Source organism: Nostoc sp. NOS(2021), from assembly GCF_017115025.1.
Taxonomy (GTDB): Bacteria; Cyanobacteriota; Cyanobacteriia; order Cyanobacteriales; family Nostocaceae; genus Nostoc.
Genome location: NZ_JABXKM010000081.1, coordinates 28,220 through 53,264, shown reverse-complemented (window position 1 = coordinate 53,264; position 25,045 = coordinate 28,220). Strand labels below are relative to the sequence as shown.

Sequence of the window (25,045 nt, the reverse complement as noted above, 5' to 3'; positions counted from 1 at the left end):
TTTAGTTCAAGTCACCAAATCATGACTTTGATTGTCTAACTGCATTAGCTTCTACATCCTCCTTCAATCTTGTCTTCACTAAGCTGAAAAACATCTAATTTGCATAACCGAATTAAACATAACTCTTGTGGGGTGGGCCGGAAAGCCCGCCCTAATTATGCAAGTTAAATGTGGAACAGCTTATTAACTTCGTACCATTCGGCTTAGGTGTAAATGGTGAAGGGTGGGATTTGTTCGTTGAGTACCCAGTCACCAACTTCATGGACTTTGTAGGCAACTGGATCATGCAGAGTATGAGTACGGACGTTGCGCCAGAAGCGATCAAAGCGATATTTTGTCGCAGCAGCACGAGTTCCCATCACTTCAAAAATCTTGCTTGTCACATCTAATGCCACTCGTGTAGTCAAGACTTTGGCAGTGCTAATAGTAACAGCAGTTTCACCGCGTTCGGTGGCTGTCAGGTGTTCTCCCTTTTCCCAGGCAGATTGGAAGACCGAGTTGACATAATCAACATGGCTGATGGTCGAAATCAAACTCACCCAGAGATTACCGTATTGCTCAATAATATAAGGATCTTTAGCTGCCGTGTGGGCAGGTGAAAAAATCCAGGGACGGGTTCCAGAGAGTGTATATTGCTTGCCTTCCTCAAAGGCGCCCAGTGCAATTCCCAGATAGAAATTGACAAAGACGCACTGGAAAGCAGGGGTCACCAATGAGGCAAAGGAGGTAGGTGCATCCTTAGAGTTAGGATTGCCCAGAATCTCATCTCGGTGAATCAAGACATTATTAAAATTGACGCTACCGCTATCGGTTTGTCGCTGTCCAATGTAATCCCAATCGTCATTGAGAACCACTCCTTCCCGATGGGTGGGAACAATGGCAACGGGAAGATTCTCCACCCCTTCCCGATGCTTGGGAACAATGGCAACGGGAAGATTCTCCATATATCCTCGCGCTGCTGTCACTACAATGATGTCGGAGCCAGTACTGCCTGTGGCAAAGTTTTTAGTACCATTGAGCCGGAAATTTTTTCCATCTGGTGTTAGCACCAATTTAGGATCTCGCGGATTAACAGCATCACCCCAAAACCAGTTGTTGCGAGTAGTTTCGCTGTAGAACCGGGCTTTTTGTTCGGGAGTACCATTTAGTTCAGGAAGGACAGAATTGACATAGTGATACCCCAAAAGTTGACCAAGGGAGCCATCCGCTTTGGCAATTTCTCGTACAACTTTGAGGGCTGTAATCCAAGTTTGACCAAATCCACCATATTCTTCTGGGATGAGGAGTTTAAGCAGACCACTTTCCCGCAGACGATTTAGTTCGGCGGTGGGACTACCACCTTTGGCATCCCGTTCGACTGCTGTTTTAGAAAACTCCTTTCCTAATGAGGCAGCTAGAGCAATGTAGTCTTTTGTTTCTTGTAAGGTAGATAAAACCATTTCCAGCATCTCCATAAAATCCGTACTAAAACTATTCGCTAACTATTTGCTTAAATGTTGTGCAAGGTCTGCGATCGTCGGATAATCCCAAACTAGCCTTAGCTCTAGCTCTTTTCCTAACCAATCTGCTAAATCTCCGGTTAAAACCACCGCTACCGATGAATCTAAACCATAACGTGCAAAAGTGGTTTCTACATCTACTTGTTCGGGTTCGATATCTAGCAAATTTGCTAGATAAGAAATCAACCATTCTTTGATTTCTGTAGTAGAGACTTTCAAAGATTCAGTTTGTTGAGAAAGCATAGATCCTCCAAAAGTTAGACTAAAAATTAGTTAGCAGTTTTTTTCGCTTCAATCATTCCTAGCGTGGGAACTTTAATATCCCAAGCTAAACCTAATACTTCAAGAGTGCGGATTAACCAGTACCCGAAATCAACTTGCCACCATTGCAACCCAAACTTTGCCGAGTTAGGAAAAGCATGATGATTGTTATGCCATGCTTCTCCTCCTGTAGGAATCGCTAACCAAAGATTATTAGTACTCTTTTCACTAGTATTGAAAGAGCGATTACCATACAGATGAACAATGGAGTTAAGACTCCAAGTTAAATGATGCACTACAAAAATTCTCACCAGTCCGCCCCACAAAAATCCTTGCCCTACACCTATCCAAGTACCTGACAATATTCCTCCAAGAGTAGCTGGAATCAAAAGACCCAAAAAAACGAAAGCTAGGTATTGTTGGTTGACTTTTTTCATCACAGGGTCTTGCAACAAATCCTTCGCAAAGACTGTAGAATTTGTGAGTTCACCACTAAGCATCCAGCCAATATGGCTATGCCACATTCCCTTTAACTTTCCCCAAGATTCTCCTTGGTAAAGGTTGGGTGAATGAGTATCTCCTATCTGGTCACTGTATTGATGATGCCGTCTATGATTGCTAACCCAATTAATAACAGGGCCTTGAGCCGCCATAGAACCCAAGATAGCCAAAGCAACTCGCACAGATTGGTGGGTTTTAAAAGAACAGTGAGATAAAAGCCGATGATTACCGACAGTAACCCCTCCAACCATAGTTAGAAACCAAAAGACCAAAAGCAATTCTAATTCCATGAGACTAATTCCAAAATCCCAAGCGAATTTGAGCGCTATCAGTGTACCGATCAAAGGAATGATGATCGTGGCTGCGGCAAACCGCTTTTGGATTGTTTGTAAGTAATCATTTTTGATTGTAATTTTTGCTTCTTTTGTTGAAGTAAACAAAGAAGGACTTTGATTATTTAACTGCATTAGCTTTTACATCCTCATTCAATTGTTCAAAATTAGGCTTTTTTACAGAGATATTCATCCAGTTCATCTTTTTCTCCAGCTAAATTTTGCTCGACATCACCAATTTTTTCTGCATACTGATTAATCAGATTTTCCACCTGATTAGTATTTAGTAAAGTCTGCTCATAGAGATTTTCGGCAAGAGCATGAGCTATCTTTGCCTGAAAATATTGTTGACCCCACTTTTCGACACGTTTTAATTCATCTGTCGGCTCACTTTGATATGAATTTTGTATGCAAGCAAGCACAAATGCCCATACAGCTACATCACCCAATTTTTGGGATAATATTTTACTGAATTTCTTATTACTGCTCCGAGATAGGTTTTTATTTTTGAGGTAAGAAGCACAATATTCAGCCGTGTGTTGTAGTTGTTCACTGATTTTTGTCGCTCCCAAAAACTGATTAAGAGATGAACAGAGTTGAGGTGTTTGGTATAAAGCTAATAAACCCAAGTGCATCTGTAAAGTTTCAGTCGGCCCCTCAAAAATCCGAAACAAACGAGCATCGCGTAAGATTTGGGGCGCAATATTAGATTCGATATAACCCCGTCCACCTAGCAGTTGAACAAGATTATCTGCTGCTTGCCACATTAATTCGGGTGCGATAATTTTAGCGACAAGATAAGCTTCTGGAGGTACAGGTTTTCCTTGATCTAAGGATGTAGCAATGTTTTTCACCAAGCACTCAACTGCGCTAATTGCTGCTGTTAAATCACTCAGACGTTGTAAAGTAATTTGTTGATTTATTAGCCGTTCTATACCAATTGAGCGACGGGTTGCATAACGAAGCATGAGTTGGGCACAACGTTTCATTCCTCCAATACACGTTGCAGAAATTCCCAATCGCGCCAGTTGCATTGCGTCCTGAGCTACTTCAAAACCCGAACCAATTTCGCCTAAAACATTTTCATGATTAACTTTTACCTGCTCAAGGTAAATAGTATTCTGAACCATACCTCGCATTCCCATAGTCAGAGCTTCAGTACCTTGCCTCAATCCTTGAGCATTTTCTGGGATGGTAAATGCTGTGATTCCCAAAGATTCGCCTTGTTCATCTACAACATGAGCAAAAGTATTGATCGCGCTTGACCAAGATGCAGAACCGCTCCAAATTTTAGTGCCGCTAAGTAACCAGCCACCACTTTCATCTGTATGAGCTTCAGCTTTGATTCCTCTAGGATTAGATCCCGCAGATGGTTCGGTAATGGCAAAGGCTGCTAAATCTCTTCCTTCGGCTAAATTTTGGAGATAAGTTTCTTTGATCTGAGGTGTACCATACTTCAGAATTGGATAGATTCCGAGAAAGTTGTTTACACCAACAAATGAAGCTAAGTTGAGATCAATAGCTGCAAGTTGTTCCATAACTTGCAACGTATCACTATAACTTAAGCCCAGACCCCCAGATGATTGAGGCACAATCATTCCCAACAAGCCTTTTTTGCCAAAGTCTAGAACGACATGGGGAGTTATACACCGTCGCTCGTCCATAAGTCTAGAATTGATTCGTCTTTGGGCATAATCACGTAACCAATGGATGACTTGCTCTGCACGTTGACGACTTGAACTCTCTAAGGACTGACTTTGACTATTGAACTGCATCAGCTTTTGCGCCCTCCTGAATATTTACTCTATGAGAATCAGGATTAGCTTGCTGGACTTTTACTAAGAGTGAGTTGACATCAACTTCCAACTTTTGCAACTGGGCTTGATGCTGAAGATTTCCGCTACAGTGCGCTACCACATTCAAACTGCCATCTAGAAACCCACGCCGACACGCATGACGCTGAATCTTCCCGCTAGATGTCTTGGGAATACTCCCAGGTTTAATCAAAACTGTGGCATACACTTGTAAACCGTGATTATCTACAACTACTTCAGTGATATTGCCGACGACTTCTTGAATATCCAACCGCCTCAAATAGGTTCGTTCTACCTCTTGAATAACGACTAATCGCTGTTGTCCCTTCTGCTCTACAGTGAAAGCTGCTCCACAATGCGATCGCAGTGCTGGATGACTTTTTTGAACTGTTAGCTCAATATCCTGGGGATAATGATTTTGTCCTCGGATGATAATCACATCCTTTAGTCTGCCGGTGACAAACAGTTCGCCATCTTGCAAAAATCCCAAGTCCCCCGTGCAAAGAAACGGGCCTGACGCTCCTAACGTCGCTAACGCTGACGATCGAGGACTCGCTAACGCTTCGCTATCGCTAACTCCTGTATCTCTCAGATAACCTTGAAAAGTTTCCTCAGTTTGCTCTGGTCGATTCCAATAGCCACCAGCCACAGAAGAACCTGACACCCAAATCTCTCCCACCTTGCCAGGGGGACACTGAGTTAAAGATTCGCGATCGACAATGGCGATTTTCTCATCTAACCAAGTGCGACCACAGCCCACAATTGTTTTAGTCCCTTCCCCAGATTCAGCAGCCACCACCCGATTTTCCTCAAGGGCTGCTCCTTCAACTTGATAGAGAACGGGGGAAGCTGTTTTCAAACCTCCAGAAACAAATAAAGTCGCTTCAGCCATCCCGTAGCAGGGGTAAAACGCTTCCCGACGGAAACCACAAGGCGCGAAATAGCTAGCAAATAGCTCTAGTGTTTCGGCACGAACTGGTTCGGCTCCATTGAAAGCCACTTCCCAACTACTTAAGTCAAGACTAGAAAGCTGTTCGGGAGTAATCTTCCGAACGCACAGATCATAAGCAAAATCTGGCCCGCCGCTAGTCGTGGCTTTGTAACGAGAAATAGCTTGCAACCAGGAAAAAGGCTTCTGGAGGAAAGCTACTGGTGACATCAAAATAGACGGTATACCCAAATATAGAGGCTGCAACACATTCCCAATCAGTCCCATATCGTGGAATAAAGGCAACCAACCGGCAAAAATTGTTTTCTCTGTATGTCCGAAACCCATCTTGATGGATCTCTGGTTGCACAGCAAATTTCCGTGAGTGATCATCACCCCCTTCGGTGTTCCGGTAGAGCCGGAAGTGTATTGAAGAAAAGCCAGGGTGTCGCTCTCTAGTCTTGGTTTTTGCCAATCTGAACTGAGATTGCTGTCAATGTAATCAGTGTTTAACCAGTGCATAGTTGCCAACTCTGGATTTTCGACTAACTGACTTCCCAGGTTGGTTAATAAGGATTTTGTGGTCAAGACTACCTTTGCTTGGGCATCTTTAACGATCGCCTGCAACCTGAGCAAGTTCATATTGGCTCGCGGTGGATAAGCGGGAACTGCTATAACACCTGCATATAAACAACCAAAGAAGGCGCTAATGAACTCTAGACCCGGTGGATACAACAGCAAAGCCCGTTCGCCGGGAGATACTAGAGACTGAAGATGAGATGCGAGCGATCGCGCTTGCAGGTCTAATTCTCCATAAGTCAGTCTATTTTCTTCAGTTTCTCCATCTCGGAGAAATATATAAGCTGTTTTCTCAGGCTGATTTTTAGCTCTGTAGCTCAGTAATTCTATTAAAGTTGAAAATTTGTCAAGAGGGTTTTGGAGATCAGCCAAACAAATAGTCATAAGCCAATTTCACGGTTTACACAGTAAAGTCATGCAAATTTACGGGTTTGTCAGCTACGAGTCTGTCAATAAATAATTGATGGATACCCTGTAGAGACGGCGATTTATCGCGTCTCTCTAACCGTCAACGATTTATCGGACGATGCCTAATTCCCGATCCAACTTTTGGAAAATGTGAATAAATGTATCTAAATCTTCATGTGTATGGGTTGCCATGACACTGATTCGGAGTCTTTGGGCATTGAGGGGAACAGCAGGGTACTCGACCGAATTCACAAAGATGCCTTCTTGGTGAAATCTCCAGGCAAGAGTGCGAATTTCGACTTCCGCCGGGATTCTCACTGGTATGATCGCAGAATCGCTGCTGGCTTGGAATCCTGCCTCTTGGAGTTGCTGCAACAAGTAAGCACTATTGGCTCGAAGCTGACTGATACGTTCTGGCTCCCGCTCGATAATATCCAAACCTGCCAAGACAGCTGCAACAACAGGAGCAGGCAAAGATGCTGAAAACATATAAGACCGAGCGAAAAAGCGCAGATACTCGATTACATCACGACTAGCAGCGATAAAGCCGCCTGTGACACCCAATGCCTTACTGAAAGTCCCCATCGTTACATCAATTCGACCTTTCAGACCAAAGTGTTCATCAGTACCGCCGCCCTTTTTACCCATGACACCAGTGCCATGTGCATCATCCACGACCAGAATAGCCCCGTAATGGTCACAAAGTTCACGAATTGCTACGAGTGGAGCTAAATCGCCATCCATCGAATATACGCCTTCGACAGCCACATAGATTAATCGATTTGATGCTCCTCCAACTTGCTTGCATTTGATCAGACGCTGTTCGAGGTCGTCACAATCGTTGTGCTTGAAGGTAAAAGCGCGAACCCTGGAACCCATAGACACAAGCTTAATGGCATCATACAGACTGGCATGGCCAAACTCGTCGCAGATTAAAACATCATCATCGCGTAACAGACCATTCACCCACCCTAACTGTGCCTGAAATCCACTAGCAAAAAGGAGAGCGTCTTCAGCGCCTTTGAACTGGGCAATACGGGCTTCAAGTTGGCGATGGAGGCTGCTCATCCCATTGAGTAGAGGTGGCCCACCCATACCAACACCAAATTCTTCAATAGCTCGCTTTGCTGCTTCTCGAACATAGGGATGGGTGGTCAATCCCAGGTAATTATTTGATCCGAACATCAGCATTGACCTGATCTCACCAGTGAGCGGATCTTTGATCAGAGTTCGATTTTCAATTGGCCCAACGACCTCACGAGGGAAATAGGTCAGCATACAGGCATTGGGGCCGATGGAGGGATTTGGTGTATGCAGCCAATTAGAGCAAGGTTTCACACGCTCCGCTAAAGATGAACCAATCGTTGGGAAAAAATCTTTGAAGGAAAAATTCTCGGCATGGCTGCTGGTATCCGGTGCAGCCCATATATTCTTAACATCTTCTGGAAATTTATTAGTCTGTTTACTTAACATTGTGAACTCTAACCTACATTTATTTCTCTGTTTTTAGCAAAGCAAATTAACCGCTTAAGTCTTTTAAGCAATAGATTTATGGCGTGAATCAGATATGAACTGCTCAACAGATAAGTTTCTCGCTACTTTCTGATTAGGCGTTTTGTCTAATAGTCAATCACGCAGTTTCATTGCGTTATTTTCACAAAGGCTATATCTACCTTCTTGGTGAAGGTATTGAGAATAGCAAGCAATTTTGATTGCTGCAAAAGCTATCTTGCTAGCACTTTTTATTATTTTTTATAGCGGTTCTCGAATGGATGGAATACACTTTGACCTCTCTCCAAACCTCTCTCCTAAAAGGAGAGAGGCTTTGAATCTTGCTCCCCAACGCTAGTAGGGAAGGGGCTGTTCTTGTTAGGTCTGTATTGCACTCAACAGAGAAGCGCTATATATGCAGTCGTTTACAAGGTACTCGCACACCAAGAAAACTGCTAAAACTAATTTCACTAAAGACTGAAGATTAGCAAACAAACATCGTCAATTACTTTCTATATAGAGCAATCTTATTTGAAGTTTGAGCATCATAAAACCAGAGAAACTCAACCTCTTCTCGGTTTTTATAAAGCATTTAAGATTGCTGTGTAATATTAATTTACCGAGGACTGCCAGTTGGCCAATATTGTACCCAATTTTCAACTTTAAACATTATTCTAACTGGAAGATAGGGCATATAAATATAAATGCCCTTCTCTAATGAAAGATTAACCACAAAAAGTGCTTCCTCTGCTCTAAACGTACCAATATCTAAATCTTTTTAGATGTGTTGGAAATTTGGATTAGGGTGAATTTTTAATCCGAGATTCAAGCTACCATTATTTAGCTTTTGTTGTCAATCAATAAAAGCTAAATAAAATCAGTTAAACAAAACGTTTAGATAAAAATATATAGGGAGATATAGATGCAGAATCTCGCTAGATATATATCACAAGCACATAATTGGTTGCGACGAATTGCCGATGCAATTGATGATATTCCAGTAATATTGGAATGACTCAAACAGATGGAGATAGCCAAATGGAGTAAAAAAAACCCTAACTTCTATAAGCAAGGGCAAAGCGGTCAATTCCAGCTAAATCAGCGTGAATTTGAATATTGGAATAATTACCTTGATTTTGCAGAAGTTCTCGCACTTCATCGGCCTGTCCAGCCATCATCTCAATTAGCCACACGCCACCCGATCGCAAATAACGAGGGGAGATTTCTATCAAATGGCGAATGCAATCTAAGCCATCAGCGCCACCATCCAAAGCTAGATGCGGTTCATGGTTAACTACTTCTGGTTGCAAAGTAGGTAAGGTGCTGGTGGGGATGTAAGGAGGGTTAGACACCATACCACTGAACTGACCTTTTAACAATGCCAGTGGCTCCCACCAGGAACCTTGATAAAATTTAATCCGGTCAGCAAAACCCAAATTCTCGGCGTTGGCTTGGGCGATCGCCAGTGCTGCTAAACTGTAATCAACTGCATGAATTGTTGCTTTTGGCAAGACATCTGCTAGTCCCAAAGCGATCGCTCCACTCCCAGTGCCCAAATCCGCCCAGTGTCCTGAAGTCTTGCTAGCAGATGCTTCAGCTAAATCAATTAAGCTCTCTGTCTCCGGTCTGGGAATCAAAACCGCATTCGACACCGCGATTTTAAACTGACGCCAAGGTGTAACTCCCGCAATGTACTGCACTGGTAAGCGGTCATTTAATCGCCTCTGCCACAGTTGATCTAACTCTTGTAGCGGCAATTGTAGCTGAATTTGCGGCCAGTTTTTGAAAGACTCCAAACGTAGTGCCAAGCGGTCTAACCCAGCTACCTCTAGAAGCAGCCAATCTACCTCCCTTGGTGGGACATCAGTGGCGATCGCTGCTTTAATAGCTGCATTCCGCCACTGCCAAAGTTGTAAACCAGAAACTATCAGATGTTTCTCCCCCATGCCTCAACCTTGGAGTGCATATCCGTTATTTTTTCGGAGCGGGCGCAGCAGCTGGTGATTGATTCGGGGCAAGCGAACGAATAAAATTGATGGACTCCCGCGATGGATACAGAACAATTTTATTTATACCAGGATCGTTGCTGCTATTGAGAGCCTCCATAACACCGTACAAATCCACCACCTGAATCTCAGTGTTGTCTGCTTCCTTGGGCACGGCTTTTTTGAATTCGTCTAATAGAGCCACTGCTTGCTCTTTCTCAAAAAAGAAAGGGATGTACCGCTCCTTGCCTTTGGGGACGGGAATGGTCAAATAGCTATTATCTTTCTTAAATTTGGGTACAAATAAGGGAATACCATTGAATTGCTGTCCTTTTTGACCATTCTGATTCAGCATACTAGTTGCCGATGCTACCTGTTCTTGCGTCGGCACTAAAGTATAAATTACAGAGTCTGATTTCTTTTTGCTTTCTTGGACTATTTTATAGTAGTCTGCCAAGGACAAAGGTCTTACCTGTAGCGTGCTTGCCAACTGGGGGTTTTCTTTTTTGAGCCGATTGTCAAGGAATTTTTGAGCATCTTGCTTGCTAATAAAAAATCCTACTTGCGAGATCGGCTTGGATGCGTTGTTCCTGGAAAGAACTACGAATTCGCCTTTAGGATTGGTGAGTGTGAATACAGGTACTTCTTGGAGTTTTTTCACTACCTGATCTTGTGGCAACGCGATCGCCTCTAGATTGCCCATTCCTGGTAGATTGCCTATTCCTGAAAGTCCCGCTAAAAATACACTGCCAGCTATACCTAATGTTGCGCCTAAGCGAATAAATGATTTCATGACTGCTCCTCGCATCAATAATCCAATTAAATTAAACAAATGGTTGGATTTGCACAGCACCAACTAGCTTTAGTTATATAGCAATCTATTTCAGTTGTGAAAAATTCATTGTGCGCGTTGAGGTTGAGTGTTAAGCGTCAACGGCCAAAATCTAATATTCCCCAACTATTTAGGGTTGCTATAGTATCGTTTTCACAAATTGACTGTGCTAACGTTGTGTTTTTCTCGGTTTCGCTTCGCTATTCACCGCGAAATGCCGTAGATGCCTATTATATGTCTTCTTAAGCAGTGAAAAGTCTCTCCATCTCTGAGACTTGGAGATGATAAATGCCATTTTATCGGCTTTTTCTAATATCGGGTGACGCTATTACTTAATCAATCGTTCCATCTGCGATTGGTTTAATTTCTTCTCAAATCTATACAAAGCTCAGTGTCAGCAATATCTTACTGCTTAAGGACGAAATTTGCCTGTTAGGCTTCAACAGTCAACCCAACATGATAACAGGCTAATTCATTTTCTGCATAAAAATGTACATTACAATTTAATTGCACATTTTAGCAAAAAAACTCTAGTCAATCCGCTCTAACTGTTAACTATATTAATTAAATCGGGATGACAGGATTTGAACCTGCGGCATCCTGCTCCCAAAGCAGGCGCGCTACCAAGCTGCGCTACATCCCGGTTAGACTTATCTACTTTTTGCGGTTTGGTTTTAACTTCCCATCAAAGCGATCGCGCTTTACCAAAAGTATTAATGCCATCATATCATATTACACGGCTTATGCCTAATCTTTTTCATCTTTTGCAAAGACAAGATAATAGATTACATTGTTACACTTATCAAGGTTTTTTGCCGACTTAGTTTTACAAGATATATACTTGTGCCTTCGTCGGCTAAACCTTGCCAAACCAAATCAAAATAATAGATTTATACTACTATACCTGATTTTATTGTGCGAATCGGGTTTTATTTGGACTGAGCGCTAGTGAGGATACCAGAACATGCCTTTGATGCCTTCCGGATCAGCCATAAACCCCATAGTTCGGTAGAAATCTACAACATGGGGGTCGGCGAAGAGAGTGACATTACTAATTTCTTCACTCCTAAGTTTTTTGAGAACGTATTTCATCAGAGCCTTGCCCAGTCCTTGACTTTGAAAGTCTGGGTGAACCACCACATCCCAAATAGTGGCATTAAACGCGTGATCTGAGGTAGCGCGGGCAAAACCAATGAGCCGCTTTTGGTTTCCTCTCACCTGCCACATTGAGGCGACAAGAAAACTATGCTCAATAGCTTTTTTCACTTTTCTTAGAGGACGACGCGACCAACCAACTGCATCACAGAGTTCTTCTAGCTCATACAGGTCAATGTCTCGCTCCGTGCTGAAGACGATGCGAGCCTCCTTTGAAGAAGCTTCGCTAATGCTGCTGGGGTTGGAGTTGCCCGCAGTTTGCGCTGTATGCTCTTCAAAGGGGTTTGTCCTAGTTGTCGCTACAGATTCAGGAGTACTAAACCAAGTTTTCCAAAAACCCATGCCAACGTGGTTCGGGTAGTATAACTGAATTGGTTTCCACTCTCAGGAGTGTTGATTCACGTTTAATATAGCTATCCCCATTTACTACCCCTTACACTCAAATTTTTTCGGTTGCTTTCGGGATTTGCAATGGCAACAGCCAGTTAGAGCGTGTTTCACACCAATCATTTTCAACTTTAGCATTTTGTTGTAAAGGCTAGGAGAAATTCACCAAAAGGGTAAGGATATAAACAATTCAAAATTCAAAATCACAGAAGTTCAGAGACGTTCGCGGACTCGCTACCGCTCCGACTTCTCTCAAAATTCAAAATTCAAAATGGAAAAACCTAATCCTGGCAATTGCTCGTATAGAGCTTAAATGCACGTTAGCTTAGGAGTGAATTGTATACAAGGGATTGGGCATGGTGTATTTATTGGGTATTGAAAATACTCTTCTCTAGTCCCCAGTCCCCAGTCCTCAGTCCCCAACACCCAGTCCCCAACACTCAGCCCCCAGGTGACGAAAGCAAGCGAGTCTTACCCTTAACAATGGCTTCTGGTTTAAAATCTTCAACACTGGAACTTTTAAAGCGCTTTAACCGAGCGTTTCCCCAGTTTTATGAGCAATTCGTCAGCAGTGAGATTCAACTGCAAAATTTACGGCTAGCCTACCGTCTTTATAAAACTAGACGCGCTGTTATTGAGCTAAAACCGGAAGGTAGTAAAAGTGCCTTGCATTTTGCTTACCGCAACCAGTCTTTTCTCCTCAGCGATATTTTTGGTGTACTAGCAGCTTATGGGTTGACTATCCACGGTCTGAGTCTATACGGTCAGATCCGTCCACCGATGTTAGTTTTTATCAAACTGTTGGTGTCTCGTGGTAGTAAAGCCTTGACCGAGAAAACCGCAGAAAATGTCTGTCGCGCCATTCGCGAGGCTTTAGGAGGTCGGTTTGAGGTAGAAGAGATGCTGGCAGTAGAATTCAATCTTGACACTGGCTTAGAGCAGGTACAAACTGAGTTCTATGTCGATCCGGTCTTTCATCTCCCTGCACTAGTGATTGAAGCCGATAATCAACCAGGATTATTCTACAAAGTGATGTACGCCATCTGGCAGGAAGACCTTCTGGTAGTCAATGCCAATTTACTAGTTTGGCGCGGACGTACACGGCTAATTCTCTACTTGTTGGGGCCGAATGAAAGCCTCATTCCTGAATATCTGGGTCACAAAATTGCTGAAGGAGTGCGACAGAGGTTGCTGGGTAAATGATAAAAGTGAGGAGTTATCAGTTATGAGTTATGAGTTATGAGTTAAAAATTAACAATTCCTCACTCCTAACTTCTAACTCCTAACTTCTAACTCCTAACTTCTAACTTCTAACTCCTAACTTCTAACTCTTCGCACTCCGTATTTAGTCGCACCCGCCCTTAGGGGTACGATATAAATATGGCAACTATCGAAATCTTGGGCGTTCCACACGCGTACGAGCTAACGGCTCCCACTTCCTGCCCCCATGCTTTAGTATTTATCCACGGTTGGCTCAATAGCCGTGGATATTGGCAACCTGTGATTTCCCGCCTATCAGATGATTTGCAGTGCCTTTCCTATGATTTGCGGGGTTTTGGTGAATCCCAGTCCCAGGTAAAAACCGATTTTAGTCGGGCACAAACGTCTCTGAGTCTTACGCCCATCTCCAGTAGTGCGGTTGGCTCACCTTTCGATTCTCTTTATACTCCTGCTGCCTATGCTCAGGATTTAGCAATTCTCCTGAAACAGCTAAATATTACCAGTGCTTGGCTAATTGGTCACTCCTTGGGAGGCACGATCGCTCTTTGGGGAGCAGATCAAATACCTGAATGTGTTAAGGGAGTTATTTGTATCAACGCTGGTGGTGGTATTTACCTCAAAGAAGCCTTTGAGCAGTTTCGCTCGGCGGGTCAGAAATTTTTGCAAGTCCGCCCGCGCTGGCTGTCCCAAGTGCCTTTGATTGATTTGCTGTTTACTAGAGCCAGTGTGGCACATCCTTTGGAGCGCTATTGGGCACGTCAGCGGCTGATTGATTTCGTCGTGGCTGACCCGGAGGCGGCTCTGGGAACTCTGTTAGACTCCACAACTGAGGAAGAAATCAATCGTTTACCTGAGCTAGTATCCCAATTGAAGCAGCCAGTTTATTTTTTGGCTGGTGCTGAAGATAAGGTTATGGAACCCAAGTATGTGCGCCATTTAGCTAGCTTTCACAGACTGTTCCAATATTGTGGTGACAATGTTTTAGAAATTCCTGATTGCGGACACCTGGCGATGTTGGAACAGCCGGATGCAGTGGCTGATCACATCCGGTCGATAGTCAAAAGTCTATAGTTATTGGGCATTGGGCATTGGGCATTGGGCATTGGGCATTGGTGCTTACAACTCAATACAGTTCAGTTAAGCATTTTTTCCTTCTCTTCCTTTGCGTCCTTTGCGTCCTTCTCCCAAGGGGAGACGCTAACGCGAACGCGGTTCGTTAAAAAAAATTGACTTTCACAAAGAGTTAAGCCCAAGCGTATTGGGTTACAAATGACAAATGACAAAGAACAAATGACTACTCAACAGGGTGATACAACTTCATCACCTGGGTAAGCGCTAACCTAGACTCAACGCCCAGTGTGATGGGGGATGTATGACCACAGGATAGATGGTCAGATGCGGCACAGCCGATCATGGCGGCGTTATCAGTACAGAATTTCAGAGGGGGGAATAGGACGCGTAGGTTATGTTCAACGGCGGCGACTTGGAGGTTTTTCCTCAACCCGCTATTAGCTGCTACACCGCCACCAACAGCAATTGTGTCTAAACCATAGTCTAGGGCACAGGCGATCGCTCTTTTAGTTAGCGATCGCGCTACGGTTTCCTGAAAGCTAGCTGCTACATCTGCCACTGGCACTTGTCCACCATCTTTCTCTAACTGCTGTACTAAACGTAATACAGCTGTTTTTAACCCGCTAAAACTCGTATCATAACGATGAAACCCCCCACCAGGTAAAGAAACTTTTCCTTCTGGTAGGGCAAAGGCTTGGGGATTGCCCTCTTGTGCCAACTTGTCAATCATTGGCCCACCCGGATAACCCAGCTTTAACAATCGCGCCACCTTATCAAAAGCTTCACCCGCAGCATCATCACGGGTTTGTCCCAGTGTTTCGTAATTACCACAATCTTTGACATAAATCAAGCTTGTATGTCCGCCAGAAACTAATAAACTCAAGAAAGGGGGATTTAAAGTTGATTCGCTCAAGTAAGTGGCGTAAATGTGACCTTCGAGGTGATGAACTCCCAAAAATGGCTTGTTGTGTACCATCGCCAGAGTTTTGGCAGCAGTTAAACCCACCAACAGCGCTCCTACGAGTCCAGGGGCACAAGTGGCGGCAATTGCGTCAATTTTTCCCCAGTCTAGTTGGGCTTGCTCTAGGGCTTGAGCGATCGCTTCATTGATTGTTTCCAAGTGCTGGCGAGACGCTACTTCTGGCACTACCCCGCCATACTGCTGATGGACTGGAATTTGTGAGGCTACGATACTGCTGTAAACTTTACGATTCTTAACAATTGCGACGGCAGTTTCATCACAGCTTGTTTCTATTGCTAAAACGGTTGCCATTTCTTGAGTGCTGAGTCCTGAATCCTGAACAGTAGAGAGAAAATCTTGCTTCTTTACTACCCTACAACAACAATTCTTATACTCAGCACTCGTTACTCAGCACTAATTTTGGTTGAGAAGCTTTAACTTTTATTTACTTAAACTTTACTCGGTTCCCACCCAAGAGTATGATGACTTCCTAGTTATGCAAATAAACAACTGTACAAGCCGCTTCGTTTTGTACAAAGAACTTTTTGTTTTGTAATAAAAGGAAACAACTCTATGCGACGATTGTTTGCTTTGATGTTAGCGATTTGTCTTTGGTTCAATTTTGCCCCCCCAGCACAAGCTTTAGGGGCTAATTTGACACCGTGCAAGGACAATCCCGCTTTCCAAGAGCTAGCAGCTAATGCCCGTAATACCACTGCTGACCCCGAATCAGGGAAAAAGCGGTTTGAGCGTTATTCTCAGGCGCTGTGCGGCCCTGAGGGATACCCTCACTTGATTGTTGATAGTCGTCTAGATCATGCTGGTGACTTCCTGATCCCTAGCATTCTGTTTTTATATATTGCTGGTTGGATTGGTTGGGTAGGTCGTACCTATCTGCAAGCGATCAAAAAGGAATCTGACACTGAACTAAAAGAAGTCCAAATCGATCTTGGTTTGGCACTACCCATCATCGCCACAGGCTTTGCTTGGCCAGCAGCAGCAGTCCAAGAACTTCTCTCTGGCAAATTAGCAGCCAAGGATTCAGAAATCCCCATTTCCCCACGCTAAATCAGCTTAACTAATTCATTTGTTTTGGAGGCTAAATTCATGGCAGACAAAGGCGATCAATCAGCTTATTTGATTAAATTCATTTCCACAGCACCCGTGGCAGCTACCATCTGGCTGACCATCACAGCAGGTATCTTGATTGAATTCAACCGCTTTTTCCCCGACCTGCTTTTCCACCCACTGCCATAAGTGTCAAACGATTTTGGATTTTAAATTTGAGATTTTAGATTGGTTCCGCCCACAAGGGACGGGGTATGAACCAAAAAATTCTTTTAATCCAAAATCCAAAATCTAAAATTGCTGGTCAAATGGGATTTAGGACAGTTGAATGTCTTGCTTTTTGCCTAATATTGTGTAGTTGATGTATTGAGCTTAGTTAGGCAGAATTATCACTAAAATAGGCAGCAAAAATAGTTTTTTGAAACTCGTGATTCTGTTTACAGATCGCGAGTTTCACAGTTTTAAAACTAGCTAAATTAATTTTTCTAAACTTCCTAGCCAAAAGACATCTTTAGCTACAATTATTATTAATATAAAAATGCCACCATTTTAATTTAGAGGCGAACATAAAATATGGCACAAGCAGTAGATGCATCAAAGAATCTTCCCAGCGATCCCAGAAATCGGGAAGTTGTTTTTCCCGCATTCGGCGATCCGCAGATTGGCAACCTAGAAACCCCGGTTAATGCTTCTCCCTTGAGCAAGTGGTTCATTAATAACTTACCTGCCTATCGTCCAGGTCTTAGCGCTGGTAGACGTGCGGTAGAAGTGGGAGCAGCTCATGGTTACTGGCTATTTGGCCCCTTTGCCAAATTGGGGCCACTGCGGGACACAGCTAGCGCTAACTTAGCTGGGTTACTGGGAGCCATTGGCTTGGTTGTTGTTCTTACCGGCGCCCTATCGCTGTATGCCAATAGCAATCCGCCCAAAGCACTTCCTAGTGTTACCGTACCCAGACCTCCGGCAGATGCTTTTAACTCTAAAGAAAGCTGGAACGACTTCGCCCTTTATTTCTTGATTGGTGGTATTGGTGGTGCAGTAGTTGCTTACTTTTTGACTAGTAATCTGGCACTAATTCAAGGTCTATTTGGTTAATTACTAGGAGTTAGGAGTTAGGAGTTTAAATTCATAACTTCTAACTCTTAACCGGAGGCGGAGCTTTCCTTGCTCCGCTCCTAACTTATTTAAACAGAATTCAGGAGTCAGGGATCAGAATTCAGCATGAATTCTGTACGACTCGCTCTAAGCGAAGGCGAGTGCATCTCTAAGAGTTGCTATGCCTTTATACGTTGCCTCAAGGGACGCGAGTGCGTCTCCCCTTCTCACATTGGGAGAGGCTAGCGCCAAGGGAGAAGAGAAGGCTTTAGGCTACGTTATCAGTGGTGGATCTGAATCCTTCACTAATTGATTATGACCGGAGGCGGAGTTTTCCTTGCTCCGCTCTTGAATTCTGATTTCTGAATACTTCTTCAATTAAACAAAACCGCTTCAATATCATTTAAAGCAGTTTCAAAATCGTCATTAACGATTTGAACATCAAATTCATCTGCGGCTTGAATTTCTTCTTGGGCGCGGAGTAGACGACGGGCGATCGCTTCTTCAGAGTCTTGGGCGCGATCGCGTATCCGTTTCTCCAATTCATCAAAAGAAGGCGGTAAAATAAAAATGCTGAGGGCACTGGGGAAGGAAGCACGAATTTGTCTTGCCCCTTCTAGTTCAATTTCCAGCACTACCAACTTACCGAAATTAATTTGGTTAAGCACAGCTTCACGGGGCGTGCCGTAATAATTACCAGCAAATTCTGCCCATTCCAAAAATTCACCTTCGGCAACTAATTGTTCAAACTTATTACGGCTGATAAAGTAATAATTTTTACCATCGATTTCCCCTGGACGGGGAGAACGAGTCGTCACGGATACGGAATAATATAGTTCCAGATGACGTTGTAGGAGCGATCGCATTAAAGTGCCTTTACCGACCCCACTGGGGCCAGTTAAAACAATTAATCTGCCTAAATGTAAGCATTCTTCGGTAGTAGCACTACTCTGGATGGGTAAAACTGGCATCATCCCTTCAATTTGTGAATCAATCAATAGATATTATTCATTAGTCTTGTGTTCCTGGCCTAGTCCACTAGTGACTAAAGAATTTATTTGTAGCAAGGGTGACAGAAAACTTGTCTAGTTCATATAGTACTGCCGATAGGGTGCAAATAGAAGTGGGATTGTTAATCCACTGCTAGTCAATTATCTACAGTTTGATGATCGCGGGAAATCACAAAGCGATTCGCTACTGTTTCTGGCTGAATTGCTGACAGAATTACGTGGCTGGAATCGGTGATAATTACAGCCCTAGTCCGACGACCGTAAGTTGCATCAATCAGTTGACCTCTGTCCCGTGCATCGGTAATAATCCGCTTAATCGGGGCAGACTCTGGACTGACAATGGCAACTACTCGGTTGGCAGACACGATGTTACCAAAGCCGATGTTGATTAACTGAATGTCCATAAAAAAACTGACGCTAAACGCGGTTTGAGAAGCTTAAAATAAACTTATTCCCATGTTATCGCCAAAAAACGGCAGTTACAACGCTTAAATTCAAGCCAGGATTCGTTTTTAAATAATGTCTGCTTTTTTTAGCTGTTTATCAGCTATATTTCCTGAAAATATTCCCAAAGACATACGCCAAATCATACTGATACAGCAATACGCTTGGGTTAAGAAAAATAGTAGGTTGGGTTGAGCAATAGCGAAACCCAGCAAATGGTTGATAATGTTGGGTTTCGTTTCTCAACCCAACCTACACCTACACCAGTTTTTGTTTTTAGCCTTAACCCAAGCGTATTGACTGATACAGGCTTGTTGGGTGATGTATCTTTATAAAAGGCACTAGTACCGCGAGACGAAATTCACAATTTAAAATGAATACTCTACCTGATCAATAAGTAAATGGTGGTAAATAATCCACATCTAAAATTTGCTCAATGCTATAAGGAGAAGTTTGCAGAAAACAATTCAATCCACTTTTCTTTTTTGCTTGTCGTAGCGCATCAATGTAGACTTCTTCAAGCACTGTGAGCAGATAGTTGTAGAGGTTTTTAGATTTGGCTAATTTCCTGAGTTCCACCCGAAAATGATCAATTTCCACTTCCCAATGATTTTTACGTTCAGGAAGACTCCAATGTTGATACAGAAGCAGATGTTTGAGAAGTTGCAGTAGATAACTTTCGAGGTTGTGTTTCTGTTCATTACCCAATCTTTCAATCTCCTCAATCAAATAATCCCAATCAAGATGCTCTAAATCTCGTTCTTGCAATTGTTTCAACGTAGTTTCTAACCACAAGTGATAATCCTGTTCATAGAGAATTTGAGTGAGTATTTTAGACATTATTTAATATTCTCCTAATTTATGAAGATTTGGAATTAGGTTTTATTGACGCACACTTCCCGCTTGACAATCGCGTAACCAAGCTTTAACTCCTTGGGCAATGGTACCGTTACTACTATCGCGTGGTGGGGATAGTGGCTGCGGTGCGGAATGGGAACCCGTTTGAGAAAACATCATCACTAGTCGCCAACCACTTTTAGTTTTAGTCAACAACAGCCAGTGGAATTCCTGCAATTCTACCGCTTTCTTTCCTATGTACTGCCGATCCAAGGTAGTAAAGAAAACTTGCTCAACTCCTGATGCAGCACTTTTAGGCGCATCGGCACTATATTCTTCAAGGTTAAGGGGCAGAGGAGTAAACTCAGGTCTTCCTGCCACTAGCATATAACTGTAAACATCACTGCTTCTACTGAGGCGGCGGGCGCGTTGACTAGCACGATTGGTATAACTAGGTAAATCTTGCAGTAGTTGTGTAGTTAATGTTTCTAAATTTTGCTCAGAACACAAAGACCTCACCTCACCGTTGATATTTTCCCTTTCTGCGATCGCAGAGGGTTTAGGGGTGAGCTTTGTCGAGAACGCTGGGTAAACAAAGCTATTTGATCCTAAAACCCAGAAGCCACAAGCTAAAAGCCAACTATAATTTTTTTTTCTGAGCAAAGAGACAGGATTGCTCTCGCCTACACCCTGCATCCTGCTCTCCTGCTTATCGCTGACTTTTGCGTTCATGCGATCGCAGTTAACTCCTCAGAAATCCGCTTCCAGGCTAACTCCGGCTCAGTAGCAGTAGTGATCGGACGCCCAATCACTAGATAATCTGCACCGGCTTTAATGGCTTGTGCTGGGGTCAGCGATCGCTTTTGATCACCTTTATCTGCCCAAGTTGGTCTAACTCCCGGACAAACAAGCAAAAAGTCATCTCCACAAGTTTGCCGTAGTTGTGCCACTTCTTGGGGCGAACAAACTGCCCCATCTAATCCCGCCTCTTGAGCCAGCAATGCCATTTCTACGGCGTATTCTGGTAATTCTAGGGGAATCTTTAAATCAAACGCCAACTGTCTAGTAGAAATGCTCGTTAACAAAGTAATAGCAATTAATTTAGGCGGTTTTACCCCCGCTTGGGTAGCCCCTTCTTGCGCCGCTTCTGTTGCAGCTTTGAGAGCGTCATTACCAGATGCAGCATGAATTGTCAACAAATCCACCCCGTATTTAGCTGCACTACGACAAGCACCAGCGACTGTGTTAGGGATATCGTGAAACTTTAAATCTAGGAAAATGCGCTTTTGCCGGGACTTTAACACTTCCAGAATTTTCGGGCCGGTGCTGGTAAACAACTCTAAGCCTACTTTCCACCAAACCACTTGCGGAAGTTGCTCTACAAGAGCGATCGCACTTTGCTCATCCGACACATCCAAAGGCACTATAATTCGTTGTTCTGCGTTCATTTGCAGTTCCCCATTCCCCATTTAAGGCACTAAACGCACAAACTTATTTTTCCCAACTTGTAAAACCTTACCTTGTAACTCACAGAGATCAGTAAAAGTCGTATCAACATCAGTAATGCGATCGCCATCTAAGCGCACTCCACCCTCTTGAATTTTCCGCTTTCCTTCCCCCGTACTTTTGCACAAGCCAGTGGCATTGAGAATATAGGCTAACTTAGTCGGAAACTGCTGCACACCAGCTAGAGAAAATTCTGGAACAGCCCCCTCCTTGCCGCCGCTTTGCGCTGCTTCTTTGGCCTCTTGGGCTGCGGTTTCGCCGTCGTACTGTTTGACAACTTCCGATGCTAGAAGTGTTTGGCGATCGCGGGGATTTTCTGGCAGTTTATCCAAAGGTAAATCCGTCAACAGTTCAAAATACTGTGACAGCAGATGATCGGGAACTCCTTGTAACTTTTGGTACTTTTGTCCTGGGTGTTCCGACAACCCAATATAATTATCTAAAGACTTGGACATTTTTTGCACCCCATCCGTGCCAATCAAAATCGGCAGCAGCATCCCAAACTGTGGCTCTTGACCAAAATGGCGCTGCAAATCTCTGCCCACAGCAATGTTAAATTTCTGATCAGTCCCTCCCAATTCCACATCTGCCTCAACGGCAACCGAATCAAAACCTTGCATTAACGGGTAGAGGAACTCATGGATAAAAATCGGATTCTCTTTTCTATAGCGATCGGCAAATCCTTCCTTCGCCAACATCTGCCCCACCGTCATCGTCGAGAGTAACTCCAAAATTTTCTCTAAGTTTAGCCCAGAGAGCCATTCGGAGTTATAGCGCACCTCTAACCTTCCTGGTGTGTCAAAATCCAAGATAGGACGTACTTGGTCAAGATAAGTCTGAGCATTTTGAGCTACATCTGCTTCTGTAAGCTGACGACGCACCTCAGATTTACCAGTTGGATCGCCAATGCGTGCGGTAAAATCGCCAATAATTAGAACTGCTATATGACCTGCATCTTGAAACGCTCGCAGTTTCCGTACTGGTATGCTATGACCGAGATGAATATCAGTACCCGTCGGGTCAATCCCCAATTTGATCCTCAAAGGTTGGTTTGTAGTTACCAAGCGCTTTTCTAGACTTTCACTGTTAACATCAACTGGTTGTGGGAAAACTTCTACTACACCACGACGCAGCCAAGCAAAATCTGGCGTCATACTAGAAAATCCACTGTTAGCTATGTTTTGCACACTAGAAGTTAAGTTGGTTATAAACACTTGCAATTTATCCACTTTCTCATCTGCCAAACTACTATAATTGCAAAAAACTAACCGCCTTGCTTCACCCAATCAATTACAGTTAAATTTACAAGTGAGGAAGTGTAATAGCCGTGTCGTCGTCTAGGACTTTTGAAGATAAGCAGCCACAACGTCGGGCTTCATCAGGTTTTGAGTTTATGAAAGGAGTCGGTCAGGTAACTGGCGGTACTCTGCTTTCAATCACCATGCTGGCAAGTTCCATTGTAGCCGGAGGACTGGTTGGTTTAGCTATCAGCTTCCGTAATTTGCCAGATGTGAGACAGCTACGTAACTTCTTTCCCTCAGAAACGACTTACATTTATGACGTTAAGGGTAAACTTTTAACGAGTATTCACGGGGAAGCCAACCGGGAAGTTGTACCCCTAGATAGAATTTCGCCGAATCTGAAACGGGCGGTATTGGCAAGTGAAGATAGCCACTTCTACGATCACCACGGTATTAACCCCGTCGGCGTTGGGCGGGCTATAGTAGTTAACGCGGCAGCAGGTGGAGTCAAAGAGGGTGGCTCTACTGTCACCATGCAATTGGTAAAAAACCTGTTTTTATCTCACAAGCGTGCCTTTACCCGCAAGTTAGCAGAGGCGGTGCTGGCAATCCGGTTAGAGCAAATTCTCAATAAAGACCAAATTTTTGAAATGTACCTCAATCAAGTTTATTGGGGTCATAACAATTATGGTGTACAAACGGCGGCACGCAGTTACTTTAATAAGTCAGCAGAATATTTAACCTTGGGTGAGTCAGCAATGATGGCGGGTTTGATCCAAGCACCAGAGGAATTCAGCCCGTTTGTGAGCATGAAGCTGGCAAAACAGAAAGAAAAAGAAGTGCTAGGACGGATGCTGGAATTGAATTGGATCAGCCAGTCAGAGTACGACGATGCCCTCAAGCAAGAAATCAAACTTGGTAGAATCAAATCCTTCCAAGGTAGTGCCCTACCCTATGTAACCAATACTGTGGCGCAGGAGTTAGCTAAGAAGTTTGGGCGTGAGACACTACTCAAAGGCGGGATGCGAGTTCAAACTACAGTTGATGCCGACTTCCAAATGATGGCAGAAGAAACTGTTAGTAAGTGGCATAAATCACTACTAGATCAGGGATTATCTAAGAATCAAATGGCGCTGGTGGCAATTGATCCGCGCACACATTTTATTAAAGCATTGGTGGGTGGTATAGATCCTAAGACCAGTGAATTCAATCGTGCAACTCAATCTCAACGCCAGCCCGGATCTTCTTTTAAACCATTTGTATATTATACTGCTTTTGCTACTGGTAAATATACGGCAGACTCAACGGTAGTAGATGCCCCAGTTAGCTATCGAGATGGTAACGGTTGGTACTCTCCCAGAAATTATGATGCGACTTTTAGGGGAGAGATGTCAATCCGCACAGCTATATCCCAATCGCGCAACATTCCCGTGATCAAAATTGGTAAGGCTGTGGGGATGAATAGAGTCATAGAAACCTGCCGTACCTTGGGGATTATGAGTCCGATGGAACCTGTGTCTTCTTTGCCACTTGGTGCAATTGGTGTGACCCCTCTGGAAATGGCTAGTGCCTATGCTACCTTTGCTAATTATGGCTGGCAATCTCCACCAACTGTAATTGCCCGTGTCACCGATAGTAGTGGTAACGTGTTGCTAGATAATACCCCGAAACCCCAGCTAGTTCTCGATCCTTGGGCTTCAGCAGCCATTATCGATGTGATGCGATCGGTAATCTCTGAAGGTACAGGTAAAGGTGCTGCGATCGGTCGCCCAGCCGCAGGGAAGACGGGAACAACATCATCAGAAAAAGATATTTGGTTTGTTGGTACTGTGCCACAGTTAACAACTGCTGTCTGGGTAGGGAGAGACGACAACAGACAATTAGCTGATCATGCCACAGGTGGTGTTATGGTCGCTCCCATCTGGAAAGATTTTATGGAGAAGGCACTTAAGAACGTACCAGTAGAAAACTTCAAGCCACCTTCCCAGTTTTCTCGTCCAAAGTCACAATAATTTTAGATTTTAGATTTTGGATTAATTGCCAATCCAAAATCCAAAATTCAAAATCTAAAATTGACTAGGGCTGTTTTTCTAGCTCGGCTTTCATCCGTTCTAAAGTTAGGTGCATTTGATCAAACATTTGTTGCGGGGTGACACCGAACTGACCTAATTGCGTTTTCAGTTGTTCTACTGTCATTTGCGCCATGAAATCTTCTGATAGCTCGAAGCGCTTCATAAAGATGCGATACCGATCCATCATGGTTTCCATTTGCTCAATAAATAGCTTTTTGCCATCGCGGTCAAATTTGCCGTAGCCGTTGCCAAGCTTGATCAGCGCTTGATAATCCTCAAACAGCTGTTTTGCTTCTTGCTGAACTATTTCAGAATCGAAGAATCCCATATTGCTTATATTAAACTGA

23 protein-coding genes and 1 tRNA gene are annotated in these 25,045 nt (G+C 43.6%); 6 read left to right on the top strand and 18 right to left on the bottom strand.

Annotated features, from left to right (window positions below; all coding sequences use genetic code 11):
- Positions 1–203: 203 nt before the first annotated feature.
- From HWQ41_RS10020 to HWQ41_RS09975, 10 genes are all read right to left on the bottom strand, one after another.
- On the bottom strand, positions 204–1,439 hold the full coding sequence (locus HWQ41_RS10020) for an acyl-CoA dehydrogenase family protein (RefSeq protein WP_292762050.1): 1,236 nt from the start codon (positions 1,437–1,439) through the stop codon (positions 204–206).
- Positions 1,440–1,481: 42 nt separating this feature from the next.
- Complete coding sequence (locus HWQ41_RS10015; protein ID WP_292762049.1) at positions 1,482–1,742, bottom strand: acyl carrier protein; 261 nt, start codon at positions 1,740–1,742, stop codon at positions 1,482–1,484.
- A 26-nt stretch (positions 1,743–1,768) separates the two neighbouring features.
- Entirely contained in the window at positions 1,769–2,728 is a 960-nt protein-coding gene (locus HWQ41_RS10010) for an acyl-CoA desaturase (protein ID WP_292762046.1), read from the bottom strand.
- Positions 2,729–2,760: 32 nt separating this feature from the next.
- Positions 2,761–4,368, bottom strand: a complete 1,608-nt coding sequence (locus tag HWQ41_RS10005) for an acyl-CoA dehydrogenase family protein (protein WP_292762044.1) — start codon at positions 4,366–4,368, stop codon at positions 2,761–2,763.
- On the bottom strand, positions 4,355–6,298 hold the full coding sequence (locus tag HWQ41_RS10000; protein WP_292762042.1) for a fatty acyl-AMP ligase: 1,944 nt from the start codon (positions 6,296–6,298) through the stop codon (positions 4,355–4,357). The genes HWQ41_RS10005 and HWQ41_RS10000 overlap by 14 nt, the downstream gene beginning before the upstream one ends.
- A gap of 132 nt (positions 6,299–6,430) precedes the next feature.
- Entirely contained in the window at positions 6,431–7,795 is a 1,365-nt protein-coding gene (locus HWQ41_RS09995) for a pyridoxal phosphate-dependent aminotransferase family protein (protein WP_292762039.1), read from the bottom strand.
- 1,073 nt (positions 7,796–8,868) lie between these two features.
- The gene (prmC, locus tag HWQ41_RS09990; protein ID WP_292762036.1) at positions 8,869–9,759 is read right to left on the bottom strand and encodes a peptide chain release factor N(5)-glutamine methyltransferase; all 891 of its coding nucleotides are present in this window, start codon (positions 9,757–9,759) and stop codon (positions 8,869–8,871) included.
- Between the two features lie 25 nt (positions 9,760–9,784).
- Positions 9,785–10,591 carry a Tic22 family protein gene (locus tag HWQ41_RS09985; RefSeq protein WP_292762034.1) on the bottom strand — a complete coding sequence of 269 codons (807 nt, stop codon included), beginning with the start codon at positions 10,589–10,591 and terminating at the stop codon, positions 9,785–9,787.
- Between the two features lie 608 nt (positions 10,592–11,199).
- Positions 11,200–11,273, bottom strand: a tRNA-Pro gene (locus HWQ41_RS09980).
- A gap of 302 nt (positions 11,274–11,575) precedes the next feature.
- Positions 11,576–12,127, bottom strand: a complete 552-nt coding sequence (locus tag HWQ41_RS09975) for a GNAT family N-acetyltransferase (protein WP_292762033.1) — start codon at positions 12,125–12,127, stop codon at positions 11,576–11,578.
- A gap of 528 nt (positions 12,128–12,655) precedes the next feature.
- On the opposite strand from HWQ41_RS09975, the gene HWQ41_RS09970 reads away from it, so the two are divergent.
- Positions 12,656–13,375 (top strand): hypothetical protein, encoded by a 720-nt coding sequence (locus tag HWQ41_RS09970; protein ID WP_012410214.1) that lies wholly within the window; start codon positions 12,656–12,658, stop codon positions 13,373–13,375.
- 177 nt (positions 13,376–13,552) lie between these two features.
- Positions 13,553–14,464 carry an alpha/beta hydrolase gene (locus HWQ41_RS09965; protein ID WP_292762032.1) on the top strand — a complete coding sequence of 304 codons (912 nt, stop codon included), beginning with the start codon at positions 13,553–13,555 and terminating at the stop codon, positions 14,462–14,464.
- 223 nt (positions 14,465–14,687) lie between these two features.
- On the opposite strand, the gene tsaD is transcribed toward HWQ41_RS09965, so the two are convergent.
- On the bottom strand, positions 14,688–15,737 hold the full coding sequence (gene tsaD / locus HWQ41_RS09960; protein ID WP_292762031.1) for a tRNA (adenosine(37)-N6)-threonylcarbamoyltransferase complex transferase subunit TsaD: 1,050 nt from the start codon (positions 15,735–15,737) through the stop codon (positions 14,688–14,690).
- A 261-nt stretch (positions 15,738–15,998) separates the two neighbouring features.
- On the opposite strand from tsaD, the gene HWQ41_RS09955 reads away from it, so the two are divergent.
- From HWQ41_RS09955 to HWQ41_RS09945, 3 genes are all read left to right on the top strand, one after another.
- On the top strand, positions 15,999–16,493 hold the full coding sequence (locus HWQ41_RS09955; protein ID WP_292762029.1) for a Photosystem I reaction center subunit III: 495 nt from the start codon (positions 15,999–16,001) through the stop codon (positions 16,491–16,493).
- A gap of 39 nt (positions 16,494–16,532) precedes the next feature.
- Complete coding sequence (gene psaJ / locus HWQ41_RS09950) at positions 16,533–16,682, top strand: photosystem I reaction center subunit IX (protein WP_094339707.1); 150 nt, start codon at positions 16,533–16,535, stop codon at positions 16,680–16,682.
- A 384-nt stretch (positions 16,683–17,066) separates the two neighbouring features.
- Positions 17,067–17,588 carry a photosystem I reaction center protein subunit XI gene (locus tag HWQ41_RS09945; protein ID WP_292762027.1) on the top strand — a complete coding sequence of 174 codons (522 nt, stop codon included), beginning with the start codon at positions 17,067–17,069 and terminating at the stop codon, positions 17,586–17,588.
- 374 nt (positions 17,589–17,962) lie between these two features.
- On the opposite strand, the gene gmk is transcribed toward HWQ41_RS09945, so the two are convergent.
- The 6 genes from gmk to tyrS form a co-directional block, all read right to left on the bottom strand.
- Positions 17,963–18,562, bottom strand: coding sequence for a guanylate kinase (gene gmk, locus HWQ41_RS09940; RefSeq protein ID WP_292762076.1), 600 nt, complete (start codon positions 18,560–18,562; stop codon positions 17,963–17,965).
- Between the two features lie 173 nt (positions 18,563–18,735).
- Entirely contained in the window at positions 18,736–19,002 is a 267-nt protein-coding gene (gene remA, locus HWQ41_RS09935) for an extracellular matrix/biofilm regulator RemA (protein ID WP_073639751.1), read from the bottom strand.
- A gap of 430 nt (positions 19,003–19,432) precedes the next feature.
- The gene (locus HWQ41_RS09930) at positions 19,433–19,882 is read right to left on the bottom strand and encodes a DUF29 domain-containing protein (RefSeq protein ID WP_292762025.1); all 450 of its coding nucleotides are present in this window, start codon (positions 19,880–19,882) and stop codon (positions 19,433–19,435) included.
- Between the two features lie 42 nt (positions 19,883–19,924).
- Complete coding sequence (locus HWQ41_RS09925) at positions 19,925–20,575, bottom strand: hypothetical protein (RefSeq protein WP_292762074.1); 651 nt, start codon at positions 20,573–20,575, stop codon at positions 19,925–19,927.
- Positions 20,576–20,607: 32 nt separating this feature from the next.
- Entirely contained in the window at positions 20,608–21,327 is a 720-nt protein-coding gene (gene pyrF / locus HWQ41_RS09920; RefSeq protein ID WP_292762023.1) for an orotidine-5'-phosphate decarboxylase, read from the bottom strand.
- 21 nt (positions 21,328–21,348) lie between these two features.
- On the bottom strand, positions 21,349–22,539 hold the full coding sequence (gene tyrS, locus HWQ41_RS09915) for a tyrosine--tRNA ligase (protein ID WP_292762071.1): 1,191 nt from the start codon (positions 22,537–22,539) through the stop codon (positions 21,349–21,351).
- 173 nt (positions 22,540–22,712) lie between these two features.
- Here tyrS and HWQ41_RS09910 point away from each other — a divergent pair, with 173 nt between their 5' ends.
- Positions 22,713–24,638: a transglycosylase domain-containing protein gene (locus HWQ41_RS09910; RefSeq protein WP_292762022.1), complete on the top strand. Its 1,926-nt coding sequence runs from the start codon at positions 22,713–22,715 to the stop codon at positions 24,636–24,638.
- A gap of 64 nt (positions 24,639–24,702) precedes the next feature.
- Here HWQ41_RS09910 and HWQ41_RS09905 read toward each other — a convergent pair whose 3' ends face one another.
- Positions 24,703–25,026, bottom strand: a complete 324-nt coding sequence (locus HWQ41_RS09905) for a DUF1825 family protein (RefSeq protein WP_292762021.1) — start codon at positions 25,024–25,026, stop codon at positions 24,703–24,705.
- Positions 25,027–25,045 lie beyond the last annotated feature (19 nt).